This window comes from Achromobacter aegrifaciens (assembly GCF_902859965.1).
Lineage (GTDB): Bacteria > Pseudomonadota > Gammaproteobacteria > Burkholderiales > Burkholderiaceae_B > Achromobacter > Achromobacter aegrifaciens.
In genome coordinates, this window is the sequence record NZ_CADIKO010000006.1 from 158,113 (window position 1) to 184,840 (window position 26,728).

A 26,728-nucleotide genomic window follows, 5' to 3' on the forward strand; every position below is an offset into this window, starting at 1 on the left:
CCGCCGCCCCGCTTTAGTTGAAACGGACGTACTCGAAATTCACCGGCTGGCGGTTGACGCCCATGACGGGCGGCGCGATCCAGTTGGCGAACTTGCCCGGCTCGGTGACGCGGCCCATCAGCGATGCAACGAAGGCGCGGTCCTCGGGCGTCGGCAGCCATTTGTGACTGTTGGCCTGCCATTGCGATTCGGACAGGATCTCGCCTTCGGGCGACATGCGGATGCCTGCCAGCGTGCCGATCTGGCGGTTGAAGGCCTTGTGCGGCACTTGCAGCCGGAACGGCAGGCCGCTCTTTTCGATGACCTTGTTCCAGCGCCCGATTCCAGCGACCGAATCGCGGATGAAGTCGTCGCGCAGCACTTCGTTCAGGGCGTTCAGCATCGGCACCTCGATCTCGCGCAGCCTGCCGTTTTCCACGGTCAGCACGCGGTAGGTGTCGTTCTTCAGCTGGTGGTCGTCGGTGCGCTTGCTTTCCTCGTAGCGGCCCTTCAGGCCCGAACCGTAGAAAATGGCCGCATTGGAGGACTGATCCGCGCCGAACAGGTCGATGGTGACGCTGTAGTGGAAGTTGAGGTAGCGCTGGATGGTGGGCAGGTCGATCACGCCGGCCGCGCGCACCGCTTGCGGGTCATCGGTCTTGAGCTGGTTCATGACCTCGCAGGTGCGCTGGATGACGCGCGAGATGCCGGATTCGCCCACGAACATGTGGTGCGCTTCCTCGGTCAGCATGAACTTCGTGGTGCGCGCCAGCGGATCGAAGCTGGACTCCGCCAGCGCGCACAGCTGGAACTTGCCGTCGCGGTCGGTGAAATAGGTGAACATGTAGAAGGCCAGCCAATCGGGCGTCTTCTCGTTGAACGCGCCCAGGATGCGCGGATTGTCGGAATCCCCCGAGCTGCGCTGCAGGAGCGCGTCCGCCTCTTCGCGGCCATCGCGGCCGAAGTAGCGGTGCAGCAGATAGACCATGGCCCACAGGTGGCGGCCTTCCTCGACGTTGATCTGGAACAGGTTGCGCAAGTCGTACTGCGACGGCGCGGTCAGGCCCAGGTGGCGCTGCTGCTCGATCGAGGCCGGTTCGGTGTCGCCCTGCGTGACGATGATGCGGCGCAGGTTGGCGCGGTGCTCGCCGGGCACATCCTGCCAGACGTCGCGGCCCATGTTCTCGCCGAAATGGATCTTGCGCTGCCCGTCCTGCGGCGCCAGGAAGATACCCCAGCGGTAGTCCGGCATCTTGACGTGGTCGAAGTGCGCCCAGCCGTCGGGCTGCACGCTGACCGCCGTGCGCAGGTAGACGTCGAAGCCGTGGGAGCCGTCAGGCCCCATGTCCTGCCACCACTGCAGGTAGTTGGGCTGCCAATGCTCCAGCGCGCGCTGCAAGGTGCGGTCGCCGGACAGATTGACGTTGTTGGGGATCTTATCGGTGTAGTTGATTCCAGACATGTCTCGCTCCTGTTCCTTTGGGGTGGCCGCGTTCACGCGGCGCGGTGACGCGGGGCCGTCAGACCCGGTTCCAGTCGAATGCGGCTTGCTCGCCCTTGCCGTAGAGCTTGAGCGCGCCCTTGTCGCCGGCGGCGTTGGGGCGGTTGAAGATCCAGTTCTGCCAGGCCGTGAGGCGGCCGAAGATGCGGGTCTCCATCGTTTCCTGGCCGCCGAAGCGCAGGTTGGCTTCCAGCCCGGTCAGGGCGTCGGGCGACAGCGCGCGGCGCTCTTCCAGCATCATGCGCACCTCGTCGTCCCAATCGATGTTGTCGGGCGCATAGGTGACCAGGCCCAGCTCCAGCGCGTCGGTGGCCGACAGCGGCTGGCCGGCGCGCGCGCGCACCGCTTCCAGGGGCGCTTCCTCTTCATAGAAGCGGCGCTGCAGGCGGCTCTGGCCGTTGACCAGCGGATAGGCGCCGAAATTGCGCTCGCCCACCACGATCTGCGCGGGCGCGGATTCGTCTTCGTTGTCCAGCATGTAGCTGCGGTCGGCAGCCAGCGCCAGTTCGAGCAAGGTGCCTGCAAAGCAGGAGCCGGGTTCGATCAGCGCGAACAGGCTGCGCGAGGTCACGTCCAGGCGCGCCAAGGTGCGGCGCAGCATGCCGGCGGTTTCGCGCACGAACCAGTGGTCCGCATGCTGTTGGAGCGCGGCATCCGCGGCCAACACCAGCGCGGCGTCGCCTTCGGTCTTGATGATCCAGGTGCCGATGTCCAGTTCGTTGGTGCGCATCGACAGGATGGCATCGTCCAGTTCGCGCGCCATCTGCAGCGGCCACCAGGCCGCGCCGGCCGCGACGATGTCCTGCAGCTCGGTTTGCACCGCGCCCTCGGGCGCGCGCACCGTCCAGGTGGCCTGGCGCTTCTCGCGGTCCAACTTGATGTCCACATAGCGGTAGGACAGGCCATCGGCGCTTTCCGTGCGCTGCACCGGCGTCAACACGATGCCTTGCTCGCCTGCCGGGCGGTCGCTGCCCTGCGCCAGCGCCTGCGCGCGCTCACGCACGGCCTCCTCGAAGCGGGCCGGCTTGACCACTTCGTCCACCAGGCGCCAATCCTTGGCGCGCTGGCCGCGCACGCCCTCGACCAGGGTGCAGAAAATGTCGGCATGGTCGTGGCGCACGCGGCGCTTGTCGGTCACGCGGGTCAGGCCGCCGGTGCCGGGCAGCACGCCCAGCAGCGGCACCTCGGGCAGCGCGACCGCCGACGATCGGTCGTCGATCAGCATGATCTCGTCGCAGGCCAGCGCCAGCTCGTAGCCGCCCCCGGCGCAGGCGCCGTTGAGCGCGGCGATGAACTTCAGGCCGCTGTGGCGGCTGGAATCTTCAATGCCGTTGCGGGTTTCGTTGGTGAACTTGCAGAAGTTCACCTTCCAGGCGTGCGAGGACAGACCCAGCATGAAGATATTGGCGCCGGAACAGAAGATGCGGTCCTTCATGCTGGTCACGACCACGGTGCGCACTTCCGGGTGTTCGAAGCGGATGCGCTGCAAGGCGTCATGCAGTTCGATGTCCACCCCCAGGTCGTAGGAATTCAGCTTGAGCTTGTAGCCCGGACGCAGGCCACCGTCCTCGGCAACATCCATGGCCAGCGTGGCGACCGGGCCGTCGAAGCTCAAGCGCCAGTGGCGGTACTGCTCGGGGTCGGTCCGGAAATCAACCCGGTTGAGGGTGCTGCTCATAGTGTGTCTCCTCGTACGCCTGCCAAAACAGGAAAAATACTGCATCAAATGAATTATTGTGCAGATTAGAGGACAAAAAAAGCCCCGTCAAGCGGGGCATGCACAAAAATGCATATTGCCGGCGCTGCCGGCATCGAATCCAGCTATAGCGGCAGGCCGCAAGCCTTGCGCACCTGGGTGCGCAGGCCGGCAAAGCTTTCCTGCACATCCAGGTTGCTGGTGACCCAGGTGAGGTCGGCCTTGGCGTAGAAGGCTTCGCGTCCGGCCAGGATGCGCTTGAGGTCCGCCATGGCCTCGTTGTTGCCCGACATGGGACGGAAATCCCCCTGCGCCATGACCCGGCCCATGTGCTCCTCGGGCGTGGCGCGCAGCCATACCGTGTAGCAGTGCGCCAGCAGCAGATTGAGGGTGGCGGGCTCGGACACCAGCCCGCCCGGCGTGGCCAGCACCATTTCCGGGTAGATCTGCACGGCCTCTTCCAGCGCCCGCCGTTCGTAGCGGCGGTAGGCATTGGGGCCGTACAGATTGTGGATTTCCAGGATGCTGCAGCCGGCCACGCGCTCGATCTCGCGGTTCAACTCCACGAACGGATAACCCAGGTCATCAGCCAGCATCTGGCCCAGCGTGGACTTGCCCGCGCCGCGCAGGCCGATCAGCGCCACGCGCTGGGTGCGGTTGGGGCGCTGCGCCCCCGCCCCTACGCCGAACAGCTGGGTCAGGGCCTCGCGCGCGCGCTGCAGGTCGGATTCCGTGCGGCCGCTGAGCAGCTCGCGGATCAGCAGCCAGTCGGGCGATTCGGTGGTGACGTCGCCCACCAATTCGGCCAGCGCGCAGTTGAAGGCGCGTGCGATCTGCAGCAACACCAGGATGGAGGCATTGCCCACCCCATGTTCCAGATTGGCCAGATGGCGCTCCGATACGCCAGTCACCTGCGACAGGCTCTTGCGGGTCATGCCGCGTATGGCCCGCAGGCGGCGCACCCGCTCGCCCAAGGCCACCAGGAACGCTTCCCGCCTGGGTTCGGATGGCGCCGCATCTAGCGCTTGATTCATGTTTACGTGACTCCGCAAAAACCCTGATTACCACGTTTTATGCACTATAGTGCTTGACCATAATCAATGGAAGCACTATTTTTCCATTCAATCAGTCCAAAGCGCCTCATGTGCAAAAAAGCAGCAGTCGATTTCATGTCGATTCTGAAGCGCCGACAGTGTAAAGGAGGAGCCCGGTGAGTACGCCTGATCAATTCCATGCCCTGATGCGCGAGGTCACGCGCCTGACGCAAGGCCAGCCGCTGGACGCGGCGCTGCAGGAAAGCCTGAACCGCGAGGCCGGCCCGCAAAGCGCCCTGTTCCAGGAGATCTACGCCACCTGTAGGCAGGGCGTGGCCGAGGGCTGGATGTGCAGCCGGGAAGGCGGCGGCATCCGCTACGGCCGCGTCATCAAGCCCGCGCCAGACCTGGCGGACTGCTCGGTGGACGTAGTGGACATGAACGATCTTGCCGGCCCCCACCACGCGCACCCCAATGGCGAGATCGACATGATCATGCCGCTGACCGAGGGCGCCCGCTTCGACGGCCACGGCGCCGGCTGGCTGGTCTACGGCCCCGGCAGCGCGCACAGCCCGACCGTGAGCGGCGGCCGCGCGCTGGTGCTGTATCTGCTGCCGGGCGGCGCCATCGAATTCACGCGCACCTGAAAGGCCCCGCCCCACCCGCCGCCAGAAAAACACACACAGCGCGGCTCCCCCCACAGGACATCAGGAGACAACCGTGAACGCCTGTCCCGACGAACTCAACTTCGCCAGCCACCTGGCGGCGCTCAATGCGCCGCGCGCCGCCAAGCCGGCCTACATCGACGACACGCGCCAGATCAGCTACGGCGAACTGGCGGAGCGGGTGGCGCGCATGGCCGGCGCGCTGCGCCAGCTGGCGCCTGCGGCGCGAGGAGCGCATCCTGCTGCTGATGCAGGACACTGTCGACTGGCCGGTGGTATTCCTGGGCGCGCTGCATGCGGGCGTGGTGCCGGTGGCCGTGAACACCCTGCTTACCGCCGATGACTACGCTTACATCATTGGCCACAGCCGCGTGCGCGCCGTGTTCGTATCGGGCGCCTTGCTGCCAGTGGTGCAGACCGCGCTGGGGCAGGCCGCCGCCGATGTCGAACACCTGGTGGTTTCCCAGCCCGCCGGCCCCTTACCCGAAGGCGGGCGCGAATTCGAATCGCTGCTGGCCGCCGCCCCGCTCGCGCCAGCGGCGCGCACCCTGTCCGACGAGATCGCTTTCTGGCTGTATTCGTCCGGCTCCACCGGCAAACCCAAGGGCGTGGTCCACACCCATGGCAACCTGTGGCACACGGCCGAACTCTATGCCAAGCCCGTGCTCGGCATCCGCGAGGACGACGTGGTGTTCTCGGCCGCCAAGCTGTTCTTCGCCTACGGCCTGGGCAATGGCCTGACCTTCCCCCTGTCCGTGGGCGCGACCGTCATCCTGATGGGCGAACGCCCCACGCCGCAAGCGGTCTTCAAACGCCTGACGCAGCATCGGCCCACCGTGTTCTACGGCGTGCCCACGCTGTACGCCAGCATGCTGGCCTCGCCCGACCTGCCGGCGCGCGAACAGGTCGCCATGCGCATCTGCACGTCCGCCGGCGAAGCGTTGCCGCGCGACATCGGCGAACGCTACACGCGCCACTTCGGCTGCGAGATCCTGGACGGCATCGGCTCCACTGAGATGCTGCACATCTTCATCTCCAACCAGACCGGGCAGCTGCGCTACGGCACCACCGGCAAGCCCGTGCCGGGCTATGAGGTGCAGTTGCGCGACGAGAACGGCGCCCCGGTGCCGCCCGGCGCCATCGGCGACCTCTACATCAAAGGCCCCAGCGCAGCCCTGATGTACTGGAACAACCGCGACAAGACGCGCCAGTGCTTCCTGGGCGACTGGCTCAAGAGCGGCGACAAGTACACCTGCGACGCGGACGGCTACTACACCTATGCCGGGCGCAGCGACGACATGATCAAGGTCAGCGGCCAGTACGTGTCGCCAGTGGAGGTCGAGAACATCCTGGTGCAGCACGAGGCCGTGCTGGAAGCGGCGGTGATCGGCGTGCCGGACCACGACGGGCTGGTCAAGACCAAGGCCTATGTGGTGCTGCGGCCCGGCTTCGAGCCCGACGCGCAGACCGGGGCCGCGCTGCAGAACTATGTGAAACAGCATCTGGCGCCGTTCAAGTATCCGCGCCAGATCAATTTCACGGAAGAACTGCCCAAGACGGCCACCGGGAAGATACAGCGCTTCCGCCTGCGCCAATTGGAAGAGGCCACACTATGAGCGCCTGCGCCGTGGCCGAGACCGTGTTTGCCGAGTTTCATGCCGGCGGCCGGGATCTGCGCCTGGAATACCAGTGGATAGGGTCCGACAGCCCCGGCGCCCCGTTGCTGGTCTTCCTGCACGAAGGACTGGGGTCCGTATCCATGTGGAAGGACTGGCCCGAGCGCGTCTGTGCAGCAGCCGGGTGCCGCGGACTGGTGTATTCGCGCTACGGCTACGGGCAATCGACGCCCCGGCCGCCAACAGAAAAGCGACCGGTGGACTTCATGCACATCGAGGCGCGCGAGGTGCTGCCCGCGCTGTTACTCGCGCTGGGCGTGGACGCCCGGCGCGACAAGCCGGTGCTGTTCGGCCACAGCGACGGCGGCTCCATCGCCCTGCTGTATGCGGCCATGCATCCCGACGCGGTGGCCGGCGTGGTCGCCGCCGCGCCCCATATCCTGGTCGAAGACGTGTCGCTCGCCAGCATCGCGCAGGCGCGCCAGGCCTATCTGGACACGGACCTGCGAGCCCGGCTGGGGCGCTATCACGCGGACCCGGATTCGGCGTTCTGGGGCTGGAACGACATCTGGCTGGACCCGGCTTTCCGCCGCTGGAACCTGGACGAATACCTGCCCCGCATCGCCTGCCCCGTGCTTGCCATCCAGGGCGCGGACGACGAATACGGCAGCTTGGCGCAGATACGCGGCATACGCCGACTCGCGCCCCAGACCGAACTGCTGGAACTGCCCGACTGCGGCCACTCGGCGCACAAGGACCAGCCAGCCCGCGTTATCCAGGCCGTCGCCAGCTTTATCGGCGGCCTGGAAAAACCCCGCTGACCACTGCGTCGGCCCATAACAAGCACGGAGACTAACCATGAACCACGCCCTGACCCGGGCTGCGCTCGCCGCGGCTCTGACGCTCGCCGCCACCGGCGCCCAGGCCGCCGACAAGATCAAGGTCGGCTTCATGCTGCCCTACAGCGGCACCTACGCCGCGCTGGGCAACGCCATCGAGAACGGCTTCAAGCTGTACGTCGCCGAACAAGGCGGCAAGCTGGGCGGACGCGAGATCGAATACTTCAAGGTGGACGACGAGTCCAACCCCGCCAAGGCCGCCGAAAACGCCAACCGCCTGATCAAGCGCGACCAGGTGGACGTGTTGATCGGCACCGTGCACTCGGGCGTGGCGATGGCGCTGGCCAAGGCCGCCAAGGACGCCGACACCACGCTGATCGTGACCAACGCGGGCGCCAACGCCATCACCGGCCCGCTGTGCGGCCCGGGTATCTTCCGCACCTCGTTCACCAATTGGCAGCCGGCGTACGCCATGGGTCCGGTGGCCTTTGCCAAGGGCCACAAGACGGCCGTCACCATCACCTGGAAGTATGCGGCCGGCGACGAAGCCATCGGCGGCTTCAAGGAAGGCTTCGAGAAGGCCGGCGGCAAGGTCGTGAAGGAACTGAGCCTGCCGTTTCCCAACGTGGAATTCCAGCCGCTGCTGACCGAGATCGCGGCGCTCAAGCCCGACATGGTGTTCACGTTCTTCGCGGGCGGCGGCGCCGTGAAATTCGTGCAGGACTATTACGCCGCGGGCCTGGGCAAGACCATCCCGCTGTACGGCTCGGGCTTCCTGACCGACGGCACGCTGGAGGCCCAGGGCGCTTCGGCGCAAGGCCTGCTGACCACCCTGCACTATGCCGACGGCCTGAACACGCCTCGCGACAACGCCTTCCGCGCCGACTACAGCAAAGCCTACAAGGCGCAGCCCGACGTCTACGCGGTGCAGGGCTATGACGCGGCGCAGCTGATGCAGTCGGGCCTGGCCGCGGTCAAGGGCGACTTCGCCAAGAAGGAAGACTTCCGCAAGGCCATGCGCGGCGCCACGGTGGACAGCCCGCGCGGCCCCTTCACGCTGTCCAGCGCGGGCAACCCGGTGCAGGACATCTACCTGCGCCGCGTCGACGGGCTGGAGAACAAGGTCGTGGATATCGCCGTGAAGAAGCTGGCCGACCCGGCCCGCGGCTGCAAGCTCTGACCGCAATCCGCCACAGGGAGGCCCCATGGACATCAGCATCCTGCTCATCCAGAGCCTGAACGCTTTCCAGTACGGCTTGCTGCTGTTCCTGGTGGCCAGCGGACTCACGCTGATCTTCGGCATCATGGGCATCATCAATCTTGCCCACGGCAGTTTCTACATGATCGGCGCCTACATGGCGTTCGCGCTGGGACCGGCCGTCGACCGCTGGCTGGGCGGCGGCTTCCTGGCCACGCTGGCGGTCTGCGTGCTGGCCGCCGGCACCCTGGGCTATCTGCTGGAGGCCGCTTTTTTCAGCTACCTGTACAAGCGCAACCACTTGCAGCAGGTGCTGATGACCTACGGCCTGATCCTGGTCTTCGAAGAACTGCGCAGCATCCTGGTGGGCAACGACGTGCACGGCGTGCCCCTGCCAGCCTGGCTGCAGGGCAGCATCGCGCTGGGCGACGTCATGACCTATCCGGTCTACCGGCTGTTCATTTCCGCCGTCGGCATCGCGGTGGCGCTGTTGCTGTACTGGGTCATCACGCGCACGCGGCTGGGCATGATGCTGAGGGCCGGCGCCAGCAACCGCGAGATGATCGGATCGCTGGGCATAGACATCAACAAGCTCTACCGCCTGGTGTTCGCGGCGGGCGTGGCGCTGGCGGCGCTGGCAGGCAGCATCGCCGCGCCGGTGTCCTCGGTCTATCCCGGCATGGGCAACGGCGTACTCATCATCTGCTTCGTGGTGGTGGTGATCGGCGGCATCGGCTCGATCCGTGGCGCCTTCCTGGCCGCGATGCTGGTGGGCGTGGTGGAAACCTTCGGCCAGGTGCTGTTCCCGTCCGCGGCGGGCGTGCTGGTGTACCTGCTGATGGCCTTCATACTTCTTTGCAAGCCCGAAGGGCTGTTCAAGCAGGGCTGACCATGTTGAACCGACTCTTGCCCATTGCGGCGCTGCTGGCGCTGGCCGTTTTCTCCTGGAGCGGCAGCGACTACTACACCGGCCTGGCGATCAAGATCATGATCTATGGAATCTTCGCGCTCAGCCTGCAGCTGCTGGTGGGCGGCGCGGGACTGGTCAGCCTGGGCCACGCCGCCTTCTTCGGCATCGGCGCCTACGTCGCGGCGCTGCTGTCGCCGGAATCCGAAGCCGCCGGCCTGTGGTGGCTGCTGCCGGCCGCCCTGCTCGCCGCCGCGGCCTATGCGTTGGCGACCGGCGCGCTGGCGCTGCGCACCCGCGGCGTGTACTTCATCATGGTCACGCTGGCCTTCTCGCAGATGGCCTACTACGTGTTCCACGACACCAAGATCGGCGGCGGCAGCGACGGCATCTACCTGTACTTCCGGCCCGAACTGTCCCTGGGCGGCTGGCTGCCGTTCGACCTGGGCGATGCCCGGACCTTCTACTTCTTCGTGCTCGCCTGCCTGGCGCTGACCTGGGGCTTCCTGGCGCTGCTGCGGCGTTCGCCTTTCGGCGCCGCGCTCGCCGGCATCCGCGTCAACGAACAGCGTATGCGCGCAGCCGGCTACTCGACCTATCCCTACAAGCTGGCCGCCTATGTCATCGGCGCCACGCTGGCCAGCCTGGCGGGCTTTCTGTTCGCGCTGAAGGACGGCTTCGTCACGCCCGAGCTGCTGGCCTGGGAACAATCAGGCCTGGTGCTGCTAATGGTGATCCTGGGCGGCATGGGCAGCCTGGGCGGCGCGGTGCTGGGCACTGTGGCGCTGGTGCTGATGCAGGAACTGTTCCAGTCGCAGGAGATTTTCGGCGAATACGCGCGCCACTGGCACCTGCCGCTGGGCGTAGCCATCATCGCGCTGGTGGCCTTGCTGCCCAACGGCCTGGCCGGGCTGCCGGCTCAGTTGCGCCAGCGCCGCGCGGCGCACGTTGCCGCCCCCGGCCCGGACGCCGACACCGCCCGCGCCGCGCCCAAACCGGATGCCGCGCATTCCAGCCGTCAGCAGGCCCCCGCCCGCCTGCCCATCCAGGGAGAGCCCCATGTCTGATGTCCTGCTGGCCGCAAGCGCGGTCACGCGCCGCTTCGGCGGCCTGACGGCGGTGAACGGCGTGTCGCTGGAATTGCAGCGCGGCCAGGTCCACGCCGTCATCGGCACCAACGGCGCAGGCAAGTCCACGCTGATCAACATCCTGTCGGGCGAACTCGCGCCCAGCAGCGGCCAAGTCATGCTGGGCGGCCGCGACATCACGGCCTGGCGCCAGCCCGACCGGGCGCGCGCGGGCCTGGGCCGCAGCTACCAGCGGTCCACCATCTTTCCCGAACTGAGCGTGTTCGAAAACTGCAGGCTGGCCGCCCAGGCTCGCCGCCAGCGCTTCTGGCACTGGTGGCGGTCCGCCGCAGAATGCCGCCACAGCGCGGAGCTTGCGCGTCACGCGCTGGAGCGCACCGGCCTGGCGGACGACGCCGCGCGCGACGCCGGGCTGCTGCCGCATGGCCGCAAGCGCCAGCTTGAGATCGCCATGTGCCTGGCGGGCGAACCGCAGGTGCTGCTGTTGGACGAACCCCTGGCCGGCATGGGCCCCGAGGAAACCGACCGCATCCTGGAGCTGCTGGAAGCGCTCAAGCCCGGCCACGCAATCCTGCTGGTGGAACACGACATGGACGCGGTCTTCCGCGTCGCCGAAACCATTACCGTCATGGTCAACGGCGCCGCCATCGCCAGCGGCACGCCAGACGCGATCCGCGCCAACCCCGACGTGCGCACCGCCTACCTGGGCGAAGACAGCCATGGAGCCAGCGTATGACCGCATTGATCGAAGCAGGCGGCCTGCACGTTTACTACGGCGCCAGCCATGTGCTGCGCGGCATCGACATGCATATCGCGCCCGGAGAATCCGTAGGCCTGGTGGGGCGCAACGGCATGGGCAAGACCACGCTGATCCGCAGCCTGATGGGCCACGTAAGAAGCGCCCAGGGCAGCGTGCGCGTGGACGGGCGCGACTGCACCCGTGCGCAGCCCCATGCCATCGCCCGCATGGGCGTGGCCTATGTACCCGAAGGGCGCGGCATCTTTCCCAACCTGAACGTGCGCGAGAACCTGCAGGTGGCTGCGCGCGCCGGCCGCGACGGCCGCCAGGACTGGACCTACGCGCGCGTGCTGGAGGTGTTTCCGCGCCTGCGGGAACGCCTGGGCCATGGCGGCCAGCAGCTATCGGGGGGCGAGCAGCAGATGCTGGCCATCGGCCGGGCGCTGATGACCAATCCCGAACTGCTGATCCTGGACGAAGCCACCGAGGGCCTGGCCCCGCTGATCGTGGCCGAGATCTGGAAAATCATCCGCCAGATCCGCTCCAGCGGCATGTCCACGCTGATCGTGGACCGCAATTACCGGGCGGTGCTGGAACACACCGACCGCTGCCTGGTGATGGAAAAAGGCCAGATCGTGCAGGACGGCGACAGCGCGTCGCTGGCCCGGCAGCCCGAGCAGTTGACGCGCTATCTGGGGGTTTAGATCACCGCTTCAATCAGGAACGGGCCGCGGCGCTTCAGGCCTTCCTGCAGCGCGCGCGCGAAGCCTTCCACCGTATCCACGCTGACCGCTTCCACGCCCATGCCGCGCGCCAGATGCGTCCAGTCCAGGTACGGTTCTTCCAGATCCAGCATGCGGCGGGCGTTGCGCCCGGGTTCCTGTACGCCGACGTTCTTCATCTCGCCGTGCAGGGTGGCGTAGGAACGGTTGGCCAGGATCACGGTCAGGCAATCCAGGTTCTCGCGCGCCTGCGTCCATAGCGCCTGCAAGGTGTACATGCCGCTGCCGTCTGCCTGCAGGGTGACGACCTTGCGGTCCGGGCAGGCGACGGCAGCGCCGGTCGCCAGCGGCAGGCCGATGCCGATGGCGCCGCCCGTCAGCATGAGCCAATCGTGCGGCGCGCTGTTGACGCTGTAGAGCGGGAATTCGCGGCCCTGGGTGATGGACTCGTCGCAGACGATGGCCTGCTCCGGCAGATGGTGCGCGACCAGGATGTTGACGGCGGCGCCAGTCAACTTGCCGGACTGCGGCACCTCGTAGTTGGCGGGGGCAGCGGCCAGGCGCGGCGCGTCCTGGGCGATGCCGAGCTCATCGGCCAGCCACTCCAGCGCATGCGCCAGGTCCTGCTCGGGCGTGCCCAGCACCACCTGCTTGCAGTCGGGCGGCGCCAGCAGGCTGGGCTTGCCGGGATAGGCAAAGAAGCCGACCGGCGCTTTCGCGCCCACCAGCACCAGATGGCGCACGTCCTTCAGCTTGGCCACCGCTAGGTCGATCGGATACGGCAGACGGTCCACCGGCGTGCGCGAGCCGCCGCGCTCGATGCGGCGGTTGGAGGTTTCCGACACCAGCCGCACGCCGGTGGCGCGCGCGATACGGCCGGCGGCATTCAGCGCGCGTTCACGCAGCGCGGAACCGCCCAGCATCAGCGTCGTGACTTCGCCCGAGCGGATCGCGGCAACCGCCGCGCGCACCGCGTCGGCCGAGGTCTGGGCCAAGGCCTCGCTCTTGGCCAGCACCGGCGCGGTGTTTTCCGGCAAGTCCGTCCAGGCCGCGTCGGCGGGCAGGATCAGCGTGGCGATGTTGCCCGGCGAGCGGCGCGCCACGCCCACGGCCTCAGCGGCGTCCGCGGACAGGTCGGCGGCCTTGGTGGTGCGCTTGACCCAATGCGACATCGGGCGCGCGACGCCTTCGACGTCGCTGGTCAGCGGCGCGTCGTACTGGACGTGATAGGTGGCGTGGTCGCCCACGATGTTGACCATGGGCGTGCGGGCGCGCTTGGCGTTGTGCAGGTTGGCCAGCCCGTTGCCCAGGCCCGGGCCCAGGTGCAGCAGCGTCGCGGCAGGCTTGTCGGCCATGCGCGCGTAGCCGTCGGCCGCGCCGGTCACCACGCCTTCGAACAGGCCCAGCACGCAGCGCATCTTCGGCTTGCGATCCAATGCCGCGACAAAGTGCATTTCGGATGTGCCGGGGTTCGCGAAGCAAACATCCACGTCGTTGGCCAGCAAGGTATCGCAAAGACTATCAGCGCCGTTCATCGTTTTTCCCTGATCATTTTCCATTGGCGGTGCATGGGCGCATGCGCGCCCGCGTGACATGCATGATAGGTAGCGTAGCCGAAACCGGCTAGAGCCATTTCAGGCCGCCGTCATGGAACCATTCCACAGGTTCCGCCAAACGGAATTTGAAAGGCCCGATCAACCCAGTATCTGCCCCAGGAAGGCCTGCGCGCGTTCGGTGCGCGGCGCGCGGAAGAAATTGTCCGGCGTGTCGGCCTCGACGATGGCGCCCTGGTCCATGAAGACCACGCGGTCGCCGACCTCGCGCGCGAAACCCATTTCATGCGTCACGCACACCATGGTCATGCCGTCGCGCGCCAGCGCCACCATGGTGTCCAGCACTTCCTTGACCATCTCGGGGTCCAGCGCGGATGTGGGCTCGTCGAACAGCATGATCTTGGGCCGCATGCACAGCGCCCGCGCAATCGCCACGCGCTGCTTCTGGCCGCCGGACAGCTGGCCCGGGTACTTGGAGGCGTGCTGCGGAATCTTGACGCGCTCCAGGTATTCCATGGCGCGGGCCTCGGCTTCCTCGCGCGGCACGCCCTTCACCAGCATCGGCGCCAGCGTGCAATTGTCCAGCACGGTCAGGTGCGGAAACAGGTTGAAGTGCTGGAACACCATGCCGACCTCGGCGCGGATGCGCTCGATGTTCTTCAGGTCGTCGTTCAGCTCGATGCCGTCGACGACGATGCGGCCTTGCTGGTGTTCCTCGAGCCGGTTCAAGAGCCGGATGGTGGTGGACTTGCCGGAGCCGGACGGCCCGCACAGGATCAGCTTTTCGCCTGGCAACACCTCCAGCGCCAGCTCGTCCAGCACCTTGAAGTCGCCATACCATTTGCATACGCCCTGCATCGTGATGATAGGGGCGGCGTAGTTCAATCCATCCATCGCATCAGGCCTTGGAAATGTCATGGTTTTCGCCCGCGCCGCTCCAGTAGCCCGGCACGGTCAGGCGCTTTTCGGAACGGCGGAACACGTAGGACAGCACGCTGCACATGGCGAAGTAGATGACGCCCACCATGGTGTAGACGGTCAGCGCCTGGAAGGTGGCGCCCGCCAGCATTTCGCCCGCGCGCATCAATTCGTAAACGCTGATGACGGCCACCAGCGAGGTTTCCTTGATCAGCACCAGCGCGTAGTTGCCCAGCGCCGGGAACACCGTGCGCAAGGCCTGCGGCAGCACGATGCGGCGCAGCCGCTGCACCTTGCCCAGGCCCAGCGCGCGCGCCGCCTCGTACTGGCCGCTGTCCACCGACTGGATGCCGCTGCGGAAGAGTTCGGCCAGATAGGCGCCGAAGTTCAGCGTCAGGCCCAATACGCCGGCAACGAAGCCGTTGATGACCACGCCCATCTCAGGCAGGCCGTAGTAGATGTAGAACAGCTGCAGCAGCAGCGGCGTGCCGCGTATCACGTCGATGTAGAAACGCGCGCCGCGGCTGAGCAGCCGCGACGGCGACAGGCGGCACAGACAGACGACCAGGCCCAGGGCCACCGCCAGGAATGCCGAAGAGAAAAACAGCGCCAGGGTCCAGACCGTGCCCTCGGCGAGGGGGGTCAGGTACATGCGCAGGGTCGCGAGATCCAAGTCGTACTCCTTATCCGTGCCGGTACGGCGTCACTTGCTCATCAGGTCGGCCACGCCCCACTTTTGCCCGATGGCGGCGAGCTCGCCGTTCTGTTTCATCTGTGCCAGCGCGCCGTTGACCGCCTCCAGCAGCGCGGCGTTGCCTTTCTGCACCGCCATGCCCACCTGCCACTTGCGCTGCGGCTGATAGCCCGTGTCCAGCTTCACGCCGGGGATGTTCTTGGTCTTGATCTGGTAGATGATGCTGGGCGGATCCACGATGCCCAGGTCGATGCGGCCGGCGCGCACGTCGGCCAGCAGCGTGGAATAGTCCTGGTACGTCGACACCTTGGTGCCGGGCATGTCCTTGATCATGTTGAACTGCACCGAGTCCACCAGCACGCCTACGCGCTGGCCCTTCATGTCTTCGAACTTGGCGTACTTCTTGTCGGCCTTGTCGCTGACCACGATGCCCTCGCCCCATTCATAGACCGGCGCCGAGAAATCGATGGCGCGGGCGCGTTCCTCGGTGATGAAGAGCGGCGCGGACATCACGTCGGCGCGGCCCGAGGTCAGCGTGGGAATCAGGCCGGAGAACGGCACGTCGGACAGCTTGTCCGACACCTTCAGGTGCTTGGCCACGGCCGCGGCCACGTCCACCATGATGCCCTCCAGCTGGTTCGACTTCGGATTCTTGAAGCCGTGCGGCGGCGCGGACGCCGTGGTGACGACGTTCAGGCTCTGGTCCGCGCGGATCTCGTCCAGCGTGCGCGCCTGCGCGCCGCCCTGGGCCAGCAGGCCGGCTACAGCCAGGCCCAGCAGAATGGATTTGAGTTTCATCGTTTTCCCCTTGGATGAATTGGTTGGCGTGGCGCTGCCGGCTCAGGCCGGACGCCCCTGCGGATACTGCTGCACCGCTACCGCCGCCAGCGCGCAGAATTCCTGCATGACGGTGGCTGCCAGGAAGGCCGTGGCCCCCTGCACGTCTTGCGGCGGCGACACGGTGTTCACGTCGAACGCCACGAAGTTCAGGCCCGCGAGCTGGCGCAGCAGCGCCAGCCCTTCCTTGGCCGTAAGTCCGCCCCACTCCGGCGTGCACACGCCCGGCGCGCAGGAAGGATCGAAGATGTCCATGTCGAAGCACAGGTACACGGGCCGCTGGCCGATGCGCTGCTTGATGTTGGCCAGCGCGCCCTTCTGGTCCTGGTCGAAGTCGTCATAAGGCAGGATCGTGTAGCCGACCTCGCGCCCGAACTCCAACACGCCCGGCATGAAGGAACTGCCGCGCGTGCCGATGTGAAAGCTGGAGGCCACGTCCAGCAGCCCCTCTTCAGCGGCGCGTGTGAACGTAGTGGCCGTGTTGTAGCCAGGGATGGGATAGGTGTCGGTGTGCGAATCGAAATGCAGCACCACGAAATCCGGATGGCGGCGCGCCACGGCGCGCAGCTGCGGCAAGGTGACCGCGCCATCGCCTCCCATGGAAATCGGTATGGCGCCCGAATCCAGGATGGCGCCTATGCCGGCCTCGATCAGCGGATAGGAGGCGTCCGGATCGCCCGGATGGCAGGCCACATTGCCCACATCGATGGCGCGCAGGAACTCCGGCGGGTTGTCGATGCCGTGGCGCCGGAAGATATCCACCGGCCGCAGCAGCCTGGACTGCTCGCGGATCGCGTCCGGCCCCTGGCGCGATCCGACCCGGAACGGATGCGTGCCGCAATCGAAGGGAATGCCGACCACGCAGGCGCGCGCCGCGCCCGTGCCCGCGGCGCGGACGGCAGGCAGGCCCATGAACCCGGCGACGGGATGAAAACAGACTTCGGCTGGCTGCTGCACAACTCGGCTCCTGGGTGACGACCGCTGCCCTGGATAAGGCTGGGATCACTATTTAGATTCAATCAAATCGCTGTGCGATATGATCGTGTCGAAATAAGAGTAGCGTGCGTACAAGCATCCGGCCAATTAGGGAGTTTCCCCTAATCAGCAGTTTTATATCCGACTAAATTAGTATGAATAACGAACGCACGTGGTCGGCGCGCCCAGGACCCGGGCCCCCTGGAATCAGGCTTCGTCGCCCGCGAACGGCATCGCGTCGCGCAGGGCGCCGCCCGGCGGCTCCATTTCATAGAAGGGGCGCGACCGCCCCAGCGTGCGCGACGCGCTGATGGCGTGCGCCGTTTCCACCACTTGCGGACCGAACACCGCCTGCGCCTGCTCGAACGACCAGCGGCTGGACGGCACCGATACGTTGACCGCGCCTACCGGCGTGCCACCGGCATCCAGCACCGCGGCGCTGACCGTGATGTCGCCCGGATAGAACTCGCCGTTGGAGCGCGCATAGCCGTGCCTGCGGGCAAACTCCAGCTCGGCCAGGAGCTCGTCCATGCTTGTGATGGTGGCGGCCGTGTAGGCCTTGCGGTCGCACCGTTCCAGGAGACCGCGCGCGACCGCGGGATCCAGCCTGGCCAGCACCGCCCGGCCCGCCGCCGTGCAGTACAGCGGCAGGCGCATGCCCACCGGCATGTTCACGAACATTTCCTTGTGGGTGGCAAAGCGCGCCACGTACACCATGTCCAGACCGTCGGGCTCGGCCAGGCTGCAGGTTTCCTGGCTGTTGCGGTTGAGCGTGTGCAGGAAAGGATTGCCGCCCAGCACCAGCGGGCTGGTCTGCACGTACTTCATGCCCAGCTCCAGCGACCAGGGCCCCAGCGAGAACTTCTTGCTCAAGGGGTCCTTGCGCAGATAGCCCAGCGTCCACAGCGTGTGGGTGAAGCGCTGCACCGAACTCTTGCTCAGTCCGGTCGCTTCGGCCAGCTCCGGCAAGGTCATGGCGGGCTGCCCCTCGCTGAAGGCCCGCAGGACGGAGACGCCGCGCGCCAGCGCGGCGATGAACAGTGGGGAATCCTCGGCGTTTCGGGTCTGCGTCATGGCGCGTGGGCCGTCCAGTGGAAAGCGCATAGCGTACCGCAATACGGTGCAGACGTATCGCGTGGCGATGCCATAAAAAAACGGCCCGGAAATCCGGGCCGTCCTGGCTGGCGCGAACCTTAGCGGATCGGCCAGGGATACATGGCGCCGCCCTTGTTCCACAACGCATTGGTGCCGCGTTGCAGGCCGAGCTTGCTGTCCTTGCCCACGTTGCGCTCGAACACTTCGCTGTAGTTGCCCACTGCCTTGATGGCGTTGTAGGCCCACTTCTCATCCAGCCCCATGTTCTTGCCCGCCCCCGGCGTCACGCCCAGGATGCGGGCGATGTTGGGGTTGTTGCTCTTCAACATTTCGTCGACGTTCTTCTGGGTGATGCCGTATTCCTCGGCCTCCATCAGCGCGAACAGCGTCCAACGCACGATGCCCAGCCAGTTCTCGTCGCCCTGGCGCACCATGGGACCCAGCGGCTCCTTGGAGAAGCGTTCCGGCAGGATCTCGTAGTCGTCCGGCTTGGCGACCTGGGTGGCGCGCACCGCGGCCAGTTGCGAGGCGTCGTCGGTGAAGGCGTCGCAGCGGCCCGATTCGAAGGCGCGCACGACCTCGGTCACCTTGTCGATCACCACCGGCTTGAATTCGATGTTGTTGGTGCGGAACCAGTCGGCCAGGTTGAGCTCGGTGGTGGTGCCGGGCTGCACGCAGACCGTGGCGCCGTTGAGTTCCTTGGCGCTTTTGACGCCCAGCTTCTTGCTTACCAGGATGCCCTGGCCGTCGTAGAAGCTGGCCGCCACGGCCGCCAAGCCCAGCGACGTGTCGCGGGTCTGCGTCAGCGTGACGGTGCGCAGCAGCACGTCCACCTCGCCCGATTGCAGCGCCGTGAAGCGTTGCTGGGTGGACAGCGGCGTGCCCTTGAATTTGGTCGGATCACCGAACACCGCCGCCGCGACCGCGCGGCAAATGTCCACGTCCATGCCTTCCCATTCGCCCTTGCTGTTGGTCGCCGAAAAGCCGGATACGCCGTCGGTCAGGCCGCACTGCACGAATCCTTTTTTCTTCACGGCATCGAGGGTGGGCCCCGCCACCGCCGCCTGGGATGCGCAAGCCAGGGCCAAGGCGCCGGCTGCAAACAAGATGGACCGCTTCATGATCACTTCTCCTGAGTATGGATGCCGCGCCGGCTTGTAAGCCGACTGCGGTTGAAACCGAGCCCTGCCTTACTGGGCCGGCCGCCAGATTAAGCCATGTCCACGGCGTGAACAACGCGAAGGCGCCTAGTGGAAACCCGGAGGACGGGGCGCGATTCCTGAAGGTTGCAGACCTGTCCGGTGAACGAACTTTATCCGCCCGCCAGACCGCGATGGCCGCTTGCCTTGGTGCCATACTTTTTTCGCGTCCCGGGCCCGCCGCTGCCGGCGCCGCGATCTCTCAAAAAATAACGGCCGCGACTACGCGAGCGGCCGATTCATGGAGGAGACCCAACCCATGACCCATGCAAGCCACTTGCAGTCCCGCCGCAGCACCCTTAAATCCCTGCTGGGCACGGCCCTGGCGGCCGCCGGCCTGGCCGCCGGCGCTGGCGTTCACGCCGCAGACGACTGGCCCAGCAAGCCGATCAAAGTCATCGTGCCGTACACGCCGGGTGGCTCGACCGATATCGTCACGCGCATCGTGATGGACAAGCTCGGCCCGCGCCTGAAGCAGACCATCATCATCGAGAACCGCCCCGGCGCCAACAGCAGCGTGGGGGCCGCCATCGCCGCGAAGGCGGAGCCGGACGGCTACACCTTTCTTTCCATCCTGCCCGCCTACATCATCAATTTCCATCTATACAAACTGGGCTACAAGCCCGCCGACCTGACGCCCGTGGTGCAGATGGCGGACCTGCCCCTGTTCCTGTTCGTGGCCGAAGACATTCCCGTGAAGACGGTGGCCGAACTGGTCGACTATGCCCGCAAGAATCCGGACAAGCTCACCTATGCCTCCAGCGGCAACGGTTCCAGCGCGCACCTGACCGGCGCGGACTTCGCGCTGCAAAGCAAGATCACCATGACGCACGTGGCCTACAAAGGCAGCGCCCCCATCCTGGCGGACCTGCTGGGCGGCCGCGTGTCCATGGTCTTCGATCCGATCCTCGTGCCCATGCAGTACGTCAAGCAGAACCGGCTGAAGGCGCTGGCGTTCACCGGCAAGCAGCGCTGGCCGACCGAGCCCTCGATCCCGACCATGGAAGAAGCCGGCCTGCCCGGCTTCGTCACCGGTTCGTGGGCGGGCCTGATGGCGCCGGCCGGCACGCCCACGCCGGTCATCGACCGCATGGCGCGCGAGATCAGCGAGATCGTCAAGGAGCCCGACGTCAGGCAGAAATTCCTGGACGCGGGCTTCCTGCCGGTCAGCGGCACCACCGCGCAATTCGCCGACCTGATGAAGACGGACTCGACGCGCTACGCCGGGATCATCAAGCAGGCGCGTATCACCGTGGACTGAAAGCGCAGGAGCCCCGCATGATCGACAAGTTCTACGACACTCCCGAGACCGCCGTTGCGGACGTGCACGACGGCGCCACCGTGCTGATCAGCGGCTTCGGCGGCGCCGGCATGCCCACCGAACTGATCCACGCTCTGATCGCGCAGGGCGCGCGCGAGCTCACCGTGGTCAGCAACAACGCCGGCAACCACGAAACCGGCCTGGCGGCGTTGATCAAGGCCGGGCGCGTGCGCAAGGTGATCTGCTCGTTTCCCAAGGCGTCGCACTCCTGGGTCTTCGACGAGTTCTACCGCCAGGGCCGCATCGAACTGGAATGCGTGCCGCAAGGCACCATCGCCGAACGCCTGCGGGCGGCCGGCGCCGGCCTGGGCGGGTTCTACACGCCCACAGCCTACGGCACCGAACTGGCGCGCGGCAAGGAAACGCGCATGATCGACGGCCGTGGCCACGTCTTCGAACAGCCCCTGCATGGCGACTTCGCGTTGGTAAAGGCCGACCTGGCCGACCGCTGGGGCAACCTCACCTACAACAAGAGCGCGCGCAACTTCGGCCCGGTCATGTGCATGGCGGCCAAGACCGCCATCGTGCAGGTGCGCGCCAAGGTCGCGCTGGGCGAGCTGTCGCCCGAGGCCGTGGTGACGCCGGGCATCTTCGTCAAGCGCGTCACCCAGGTCGCCAACGCCGCCTTTTCCAGCTAGGGCTGGCCGAATCCCAAGGAGTCCGCATGTTCCAACCCTTGACCCGCGAGGCCATGGCGCGCCGCCTGGCCCAGGACATACCCGACGGCAGCTATGTCAACCTGGGCATCGGCATGCCTGTGCTGGTGGCCGCGCATCTGCCGGCCGGCCGCGAGATCGTGCTGCACAGCGAAAACGGCATCCTGGGCATGGGTCCGCCGCCCGCCGAAGCCGACATCAACCTGGACCTGATCAACGCCGGCAAGCAGCCCGTGACCCTGCTGGAAGGCGGCGCGTATTTCCATCACGCCGATTCGTTCGCGATGATGCGCGGCGGCCACCTGGACATCTGCGTCATGGGCGGCATGCAGGTCGCCGCCAACGGCGACCTGGCCAACTGGTCGCTGGCCAAGCCGGGGGAAGCGCCGGCCGTGGGCGGCGCGATGGACCTGGCGGTGGGCGCGCGCAGCGTCTACATCATGATGGAGCACAACAGCAAAGGCGGCGAACCCAAGATCGTCGAGCGCTGCACCTATCCGCTGACAGGCGCCGGCGTGGTGGACCGCATCTATACCGACCTGGCCGTCATCGAGGTCACGCCGGACGGGCTGCTGGTTCGGGATATGATCGACGGCATGACCCTCTCAGCCCTCCAGGCGCGCACCGGCGCGCCATTGCGCGCAGCCTGATGCGGCCCAATCTTCCGCCGCCCGGCTACGCCGCGCCGCTCGCGGCGGAAGACCATCCCGACCAGCTGCGCGGCGATCCGGATTACATGCTGACGCTGGCGCGCGGGCTGCATGTGATCCGCGCCTTCGGCACCCGCCGCCATCCGCAGACCGCGGCCGAACTGAGCCGCCGCGCCGGCTTGCCGCGCGCCGTGGTACAGCGCTGCCTGCACACGCTGATCCTGTTGGGCATCGCCGAACAGCACGGCAGGCTCTATGTACTGACCCCGCGCATCCTGGGCCTGGGCTACGCCTATTTCTCGTCCACGCCCTTTGTGTCGCTGGCGCAGCCGGTGCTGGAAGAACTCAGCGCCACGATCAACGAGACCTGCGCGCTGGCCATCATGGAAGGCCACGAGATGCTGTACCTGGCGCGTTCCGAGGTGACCCGCCTGCTGGCGACCTCGATGGGGCTGGGCAGCAGGCTGCCGGCGTACTGCACCTCGATCGGCCGGGTGCTGCTGGCGCAATTGCCCGAACCCGCGCTGGCCCGCTACTTCGCCGCGACCGAGCTTCAGCCGTACACGGAATTCACGCTGGTCACCGAGGACAAGCTGCGCGCCGAACTCGCGCGCATCCGCGAGCAGGACTACGCCGTCGTCGACCAGGAACTGGAACTGAACGTGCGCGCCATCTCCGTGGCGGTGCGCTCGGCCAGCGGCAAGGCCTGCGGCGCGGTCAACGTCAGTGTCAAGGCGGCGCGGGTGCCGCTGAACCGGCTGACGGAGGAGTTCCTGCCGCCGTTGCGGCAGGCGGTGGAGCGGATCGGGGAGTTCCTGGCGGCCTGAGGCGCAAGGCCTACAGGTCCGTCGTATCCAGCGTGAAGGCAGCGGCGGCGCGGCCGATGCGGTCGTTGACCGCGTGCCAGTCATCGGTGGCAGGCGGCGCCTGCACGATGATGCGCGCATAACCCTGCTTGTCCAGGTCGCGCAGCAGGCCGTAAAGGGCCTGCGCATAACGCGCCGGATCGGCTGGCACGCCCTGCCACTGCACCCGGGCGTCGAGCACATCGGGGCGCTCGCCGTAGGCGACCACCACGACCTTGCCTTCGGGCAGGCCCTGCCCCTGCACCACGTCCCGCAGGCGTGCGTCGGAAGCCAGTTCCAGCGCCGTGCGCGGCGCGTAGTGCGCCTTCAGCGTGCCCGATGCCCTGGGCGCGGCGGCGTCGGGCGCGAAGACCTGCACGCCCAGCACGGCCTCGATCTGCGCGGCGCTGATGTGGCCGGGACGCAGCAGCACGGGGCCGGCGCCGCGGTCCAGGCGCGACAGGTCAAGGATGGTGGACTCGATGCCCACTTCCGAGGCGCCCCCTTCCAGCACCGGCATGCCGGCCGCGACTTCCTCGGAGAACTCGCTGCGCACGTGCTCGGCGCGCGTCGGCGACACCTGGCCGAACTTGTTGGCAGATGGCGCCGCGACGCCGCCCTGCCCGTTGGGCTTGCCCGCGGCAAAAGCCTCCAGCAGCGCCTGCGCCACCGGATGCGAGGGGCAGCGGATGCCGATGCTGTCCTGGCCGCCGCTGACCGTGTCGACGATGTGCGGCGCGCGCTTGAGAATCAACGTGAGCGGACCGGGCCAGAAGGCGTCGATCAGCAGGCGCGCCTCTTGCGGCACTTCCGCCGCCCAGTACGACAGATCGCCTTGCGGCGCGATGTGCACAATGACGGGATGGTTGGAAGGCCGGCCCTTGGCGGCGTAGATCTTGGCGACCGCTTGCGGGTTTTCCGCGTCCGCGCCCAGGCCGTAGACGGTCTCGGTGGGAAATGCGGCCAGCTCGCCGTCCAGCATGCGCTGGGCGGCGTGGGCGATCTCCGCGGCGGTGGCGGATGCTGACGGGGACAAGGAAGTCATGGAATCCGCGCTTTACTCGGGAGCCTGCATGCCCAGCGCCGCCGCCACGCGGGCGGCGTCGTCGCGAGCCTGCTGCAGGGTGGGCGCCACGATCGTGATGTGGCCCATCTTGCGGCCACGGCGCGCTTCGCGCTTGCCGTACAGGTGCAGCTTGGCGGTTGGCACGGCCAGCGCGGCGGCCCAATCGGGTTCGCGCTGCGCCGTGGCGGTGGCCGACGGATACCAGATGTCGCCCAGGATGTTCAGCATGACGGCGGGCGCCAGCAGGTCGGAGCCGCCCAGCGGCAGGCCGGCCATGGCGCGCGCCTGCTGCTCGAACTGGCTGCTGAGGCAGGCATCCATGGTGTAGTGGCCGCTGTTGTGCGGGCGCGGCGCGATCTCGTTGACGATCAGGCTGCCGTCCTTGAGCACGAAGAATTCCACGCACAGCACGCCGTGGTAGCCCAACCCCTGCGCGATGGCTTGCGCGGCCTGCGTGGCGCGGGCCTGCCTTTCGGCATGGGCTGCGTCCTGCTGCACCGGCGCCGCGGTCGACACCGCCAGGATGCCGTCGCGGTGCACGTTACGCGCCACCGGGAACACCACGCTCGCGCCATCGAAGCCGCGCGCCAGCACCACGGAAATTTCGTAGTCCAGCGGCATCAGCGCTTCCAGCACGCAGGCCACGCCGCCGAATTCGGCGAAGGCCGCCAGCGCTTCCTCGCGCGTGTTGATGCGGGCCTGGCCCTTGCCGTCGTAACCCAGGCGCGCGACTTTCAGGATGCCCGGAAACAGCCCTTGGGGCGCTGCGCGCAGGTCGGCTTCGCTGCGGATCGCGGCGTGCGGCGCGACAGCAATGCCTTGCGAGGCAATGAACGTCTTTTCGGCGATGCGGTCCTGCACGATGGCCACGGCGTCTCCGGCCGGGCTGACGCGGCAGCGCGTGGCCAGCGTGCGCAGGCTGTCCGCGGGCACGTTCTCGAACTCGGTGGTGACGGCCTGACAGGTCTGGGCCAGGCGCTCGAGGCCGGCCTCGTCGTCATAGGCGGCCTGGATGTGCAGGTCGGCCACCATGCCCGCCGGGCATTCGGCGGCCGGATCCAGCACCGCGACCTTGTAGCCCAGGCTCTGGGCCGCGTGGCAGAACATGCGGCCCAGTTGGCCGCCGCCCAGCAATCCCAGCCAGCCGCCGGGAGCAATCATGAAAGCAGTCGATTGAGTCATTCTGATCAGGCCTCGGGCGGAACCTTCATGTCGCGCGCGGCTTGCGTCTGGCGGGCGCGGAACGCCACCAGCTTCTTGTGCAAGCCCGCGTCCGTGCCGGCCAGGGTAGCGATCAGGTGCAGCGCGGCATTGGCCGCGCCGGCTTCGCCGATCGCGAAAGTGGCCACCGGCACGCCCTTGGGCATTTGCACGATGGACAGCAGCGAATCCTCGCCGCGCAGGTACTTGGACGGCACCGGCACGCCGAACACCGGCACTTCGGTCAGGGCGGCCATCATGCCCGGCAGGTGCGCCGCGCCGCCGGCGCCGGCGATGATGCCGCGCAGGCCGCGGGCATGCGCCGCCGCGCCGTACTCGGCCATGTCCTGCGGCATGCGGTGCGCGGAGATCACGCGCGCCTCATGGGGAACGCCAAAATCCTCCAGCATCGTGACCGCGTGCTTCATGACCTCCCAATCGCTGGAAGAACCCATAATCACGCCCACCACGGGGGTGGCCTCTGCCGCTGCGGAAGTCTTGGCTGTCATAACCGGTGTCGTAGAGTTGAGACCGCGGCGCAGGGCCGCGGAAAGTCAAAGGACCGCGGACGGATGCCGCGAAACCCGGTATTTTACCCGGCGCCGGCAAGGGCTATGTCGCGGAGGCGGAATCCAGCCATTGATAGCTGGTAGGGTTGTCCGGACACGGCCCGAACCCGCACTCCAGCGTGGTGCTGCCCACATTGGCCAGCGCCACCAGGAAAAACAGGGCCATGACCAGCACGCCCAGCACCGACACCGGCTTGCGCAGCATGTTGTCGCCCCATTTGCGGTCGACAGCCAGCATCACGGCGCAGAACACGATGATGGCGGCAAAGGCGATGAACGCCCAGGTGTAGAAGTGCAGGCCCAGGAAGGGCGAGCCGTAGCCCGGATCGCCCGGCGCGATGTGTAACAGCACTTGCCGGCCGGCGGCCAGCATGCCGCCCAATGCGGCCGCGATGCTCATCGCATAGTGCATGGGCGAAGGCCCCAACCGCATGTTCAGCAAGAAGCCCACGCCCGCAAGCAGCAGCGCCACGCGCTGCAACAGGCACAGCGGACAAGGCAGCTCGTCGTAGGCGATCTGCCAGAAGAAGGCCATGCCCAGGGCGCTGGTGACGCCCAGCAGCGCCAGGCCATTGAGGACGCGCGAGCCGCGCGCGGGATTGCGGGAGAAGATCATTGCCCCGCCCTCAGAACGACAAGGCCAGAGGGCTGGTCATGTGGTACTGGCACCAGGCGGCGAACAGCGCCAGCGTCAGCAGCCAGAAGGTCACGCAGGGGCGGCGCCTGCCTAGCATGCCGAACCACACCGCGATCAGGCCAGTCAGGAAAGGCAACATCATTACCATGCTGGGAGCTCCTTTCTGGGGAACGTCCCCATGCAAGCAGCCGGGAATTATAACGTCACAATTCGCAATAAATCCTATCGAAAGCCCTGATAACACTTGCAGGGCAAGCGCTTTTCGGGTCGAAAAAACCGCTCCATCTGGACCGGCCGCGGTAAGTTGGACGTAAATCCAACTTGCTGGGGGCGAAGCGGTAGGGCTTCGAGCTTGCGGGCGTCAGGGTTCTTTAGCCGCCGAGGCTGCCCTGCGCCATTCCGATGCTCGCCCCGGTGGGGCTGCGCTTCGGATGGCTTCGGGGTCCTCGGCTGGCAGTCGCCTAATGCGTTGGCCTCAGACCCCGTTCATAGGTAGATGCTGTAAGCCGGTGTCCGGACGGAGGGATCC

The 26,728-nt window shown here is 67.0% G+C and carries 26 protein-coding genes and 1 pseudogene; 12 read left to right on the forward strand and 15 right to left on the reverse strand.

The genetic code is table 11. From position 1 onward, the window contains the following. Positions 1–13: 13 nt before the first annotated feature. From boxB to HV793_RS29260, 3 genes are all read right to left on the reverse strand, one after another. Positions 14–1,441 carry a benzoyl-CoA 2,3-epoxidase subunit BoxB gene (boxB, locus tag HV793_RS29250; protein ID WP_054451425.1) on the reverse strand — a complete coding sequence of 476 codons (1,428 nt, stop codon included), beginning with the start codon at positions 1,439–1,441 and terminating at the stop codon, positions 14–16. Positions 1,442–1,499: 58 nt separating this feature from the next. Beyond that, entirely contained in the window at positions 1,500–3,158 is a 1,659-nt protein-coding gene (gene boxC, locus HV793_RS29255; protein ID WP_175181930.1) for a 2,3-epoxybenzoyl-CoA dihydrolase, read from the reverse strand. A gap of 143 nt (positions 3,159–3,301) precedes the next feature. Beyond that, on the reverse strand, positions 3,302–4,210 hold the full coding sequence (locus HV793_RS29260; protein WP_042794737.1) for a helix-turn-helix transcriptional regulator: 909 nt from the start codon (positions 4,208–4,210) through the stop codon (positions 3,302–3,304). 176 nt (positions 4,211–4,386) lie between these two features. On the opposite strand from HV793_RS29260, the gene HV793_RS29265 reads away from it, so the two are divergent. The 8 genes and pseudogenes from HV793_RS29265 to HV793_RS29300 all read left to right on the forward strand — a co-directional run bounded on the left by HV793_RS29265 (position 4,387) and on the right by HV793_RS29300 (position 11,966). Beyond that, on the forward strand, positions 4,387–4,857 hold the full coding sequence (locus HV793_RS29265; protein ID WP_054451429.1) for a DUF4863 family protein: 471 nt from the start codon (positions 4,387–4,389) through the stop codon (positions 4,855–4,857). 73 nt (positions 4,858–4,930) lie between these two features. Further along, positions 4,931–6,491 (forward strand): annotated as a pseudogene (locus tag HV793_RS29270) (benzoate-CoA ligase family protein). Continuing rightward, positions 6,488–7,312, forward strand: coding sequence for an alpha/beta fold hydrolase (locus HV793_RS29275; RefSeq protein ID WP_175214354.1), 825 nt, complete (start codon positions 6,488–6,490; stop codon positions 7,310–7,312). The pseudogene HV793_RS29270 and the gene HV793_RS29275 overlap by 4 nt, the downstream one beginning before the upstream one ends. A 37-nt stretch (positions 7,313–7,349) precedes the next feature. After that, positions 7,350–8,510, forward strand: coding sequence for an ABC transporter substrate-binding protein (locus tag HV793_RS29280; RefSeq protein ID WP_054451436.1), 1,161 nt, complete (start codon positions 7,350–7,352; stop codon positions 8,508–8,510). Between the two features lie 25 nt (positions 8,511–8,535). Next, positions 8,536–9,417 carry a branched-chain amino acid ABC transporter permease gene (locus HV793_RS29285; RefSeq protein ID WP_175214355.1) on the forward strand — a complete coding sequence of 294 codons (882 nt, stop codon included), beginning with the start codon at positions 8,536–8,538 and terminating at the stop codon, positions 9,415–9,417. A gap of 2 nt (positions 9,418–9,419) precedes the next feature. Next, the gene (locus tag HV793_RS29290; protein ID WP_175214356.1) at positions 9,420–10,502 is read left to right on the forward strand and encodes a branched-chain amino acid ABC transporter permease; all 1,083 of its coding nucleotides are present in this window, start codon (positions 9,420–9,422) and stop codon (positions 10,500–10,502) included. After that, entirely contained in the window at positions 10,495–11,259 is a 765-nt protein-coding gene (locus tag HV793_RS29295; protein ID WP_175214357.1) for an ABC transporter ATP-binding protein, read from the forward strand. The genes HV793_RS29290 and HV793_RS29295 overlap by 8 nt, the downstream gene beginning before the upstream one ends. Beyond that, the gene (locus HV793_RS29300; protein WP_175214358.1) at positions 11,256–11,966 is read left to right on the forward strand and encodes an ABC transporter ATP-binding protein; all 711 of its coding nucleotides are present in this window, start codon (positions 11,256–11,258) and stop codon (positions 11,964–11,966) included. Before HV793_RS29295 ends, HV793_RS29300 begins: the two co-directional genes overlap by 4 nt. On the opposite strand, the gene HV793_RS29305 is transcribed toward HV793_RS29300, so the two are convergent. The 7 genes from HV793_RS29305 to HV793_RS29335 all read right to left on the reverse strand — a co-directional run bounded on the left by HV793_RS29305 (position 11,963) and on the right by HV793_RS29335 (position 19,177). Beyond that, entirely contained in the window at positions 11,963–13,519 is a 1,557-nt protein-coding gene (locus tag HV793_RS29305) for an acetolactate synthase large subunit (protein WP_054451445.1), read from the reverse strand. The genes HV793_RS29300 and HV793_RS29305 overlap by 4 nt on opposite strands. A gap of 159 nt (positions 13,520–13,678) precedes the next feature. After that, positions 13,679–14,431, reverse strand: a complete 753-nt coding sequence (locus tag HV793_RS29310) for an amino acid ABC transporter ATP-binding protein (protein ID WP_054451448.1) — start codon at positions 14,429–14,431, stop codon at positions 13,679–13,681. 4 nt (positions 14,432–14,435) lie between these two features. Beyond that, entirely contained in the window at positions 14,436–15,128 is a 693-nt protein-coding gene (locus tag HV793_RS29315; RefSeq protein WP_054451450.1) for an amino acid ABC transporter permease, read from the reverse strand. A gap of 30 nt (positions 15,129–15,158) precedes the next feature. After that, the gene (locus HV793_RS29320) at positions 15,159–15,947 is read right to left on the reverse strand and encodes an ABC transporter substrate-binding protein (protein WP_054451452.1); all 789 of its coding nucleotides are present in this window, start codon (positions 15,945–15,947) and stop codon (positions 15,159–15,161) included. A gap of 42 nt (positions 15,948–15,989) precedes the next feature. Beyond that, positions 15,990–16,898 (reverse strand): arginase family protein, encoded by a 909-nt coding sequence (locus HV793_RS29325; protein ID WP_175214363.1) that lies wholly within the window; start codon positions 16,896–16,898, stop codon positions 15,990–15,992. Positions 16,899–17,168: 270 nt separating this feature from the next. Further along, entirely contained in the window at positions 17,169–18,035 is an 867-nt protein-coding gene (locus HV793_RS29330; RefSeq protein ID WP_119450585.1) for an IclR family transcriptional regulator, read from the reverse strand. Between the two features lie 119 nt (positions 18,036–18,154). Next, the gene (locus HV793_RS29335; protein WP_054451454.1) at positions 18,155–19,177 is read right to left on the reverse strand and encodes an amino acid ABC transporter substrate-binding protein; all 1,023 of its coding nucleotides are present in this window, start codon (positions 19,175–19,177) and stop codon (positions 18,155–18,157) included. Between the two features lie 337 nt (positions 19,178–19,514). Between HV793_RS29335 and HV793_RS29340 the strand changes: the two genes are divergently transcribed. Genes HV793_RS29340 through HV793_RS29355 form a run of 4 tightly spaced genes read left to right on the forward strand, consistent with a single transcriptional unit; the run spans position 19,515 to position 22,709 of the window. Beyond that, positions 19,515–20,516, forward strand: a complete 1,002-nt coding sequence (locus tag HV793_RS29340; RefSeq protein ID WP_054451456.1) for a Bug family tripartite tricarboxylate transporter substrate binding protein — start codon at positions 19,515–19,517, stop codon at positions 20,514–20,516. Positions 20,517–20,533: 17 nt separating this feature from the next. Then, on the forward strand, positions 20,534–21,214 hold the full coding sequence (locus HV793_RS29345; RefSeq protein ID WP_175181926.1) for a 3-oxoacid CoA-transferase subunit A: 681 nt from the start codon (positions 20,534–20,536) through the stop codon (positions 21,212–21,214). Positions 21,215–21,240: 26 nt separating this feature from the next. Beyond that, entirely contained in the window at positions 21,241–21,882 is a 642-nt protein-coding gene (locus HV793_RS29350; protein ID WP_175214359.1) for a 3-oxoacid CoA-transferase subunit B, read from the forward strand. Then, positions 21,882–22,709, forward strand: coding sequence for an IclR family transcriptional regulator domain-containing protein (locus tag HV793_RS29355; RefSeq protein ID WP_054451462.1), 828 nt, complete (start codon positions 21,882–21,884; stop codon positions 22,707–22,709). The genes HV793_RS29350 and HV793_RS29355 overlap by 1 nt, the downstream gene beginning before the upstream one ends. 10 nt (positions 22,710–22,719) lie before the next feature. Here the strand turns inward: HV793_RS29355 and HV793_RS29360 are convergent, their stop codons facing one another. From HV793_RS29360 to HV793_RS29380, 5 genes are all read right to left on the reverse strand, one after another. After that, positions 22,720–23,772 carry an L-threonylcarbamoyladenylate synthase gene (locus tag HV793_RS29360; protein WP_175214360.1) on the reverse strand — a complete coding sequence of 351 codons (1,053 nt, stop codon included), beginning with the start codon at positions 23,770–23,772 and terminating at the stop codon, positions 22,720–22,722. A 12-nt stretch (positions 23,773–23,784) separates the two neighbouring features. After that, positions 23,785–24,975: a 5-(carboxyamino)imidazole ribonucleotide synthase gene (locus HV793_RS29365; protein WP_054451466.1), complete on the reverse strand. Its 1,191-nt coding sequence runs from the start codon at positions 24,973–24,975 to the stop codon at positions 23,785–23,787. 5 nt (positions 24,976–24,980) lie between these two features. Beyond that, positions 24,981–25,502 (reverse strand): 5-(carboxyamino)imidazole ribonucleotide mutase, encoded by a 522-nt coding sequence (gene purE, locus HV793_RS29370; RefSeq protein WP_054451468.1) that lies wholly within the window; start codon positions 25,500–25,502, stop codon positions 24,981–24,983. 103 nt (positions 25,503–25,605) lie between these two features. After that, positions 25,606–26,178, reverse strand: a complete 573-nt coding sequence (locus HV793_RS29375) for a disulfide bond formation protein B (RefSeq protein ID WP_175214361.1) — start codon at positions 26,176–26,178, stop codon at positions 25,606–25,608. A 10-nt stretch (positions 26,179–26,188) separates the two neighbouring features. After that, positions 26,189–26,347: a DUF5993 family protein gene (locus HV793_RS29380; RefSeq protein WP_013395673.1), complete on the reverse strand. Its 159-nt coding sequence runs from the start codon at positions 26,345–26,347 to the stop codon at positions 26,189–26,191. Positions 26,348–26,728: the final 381 nt, after the last annotated feature.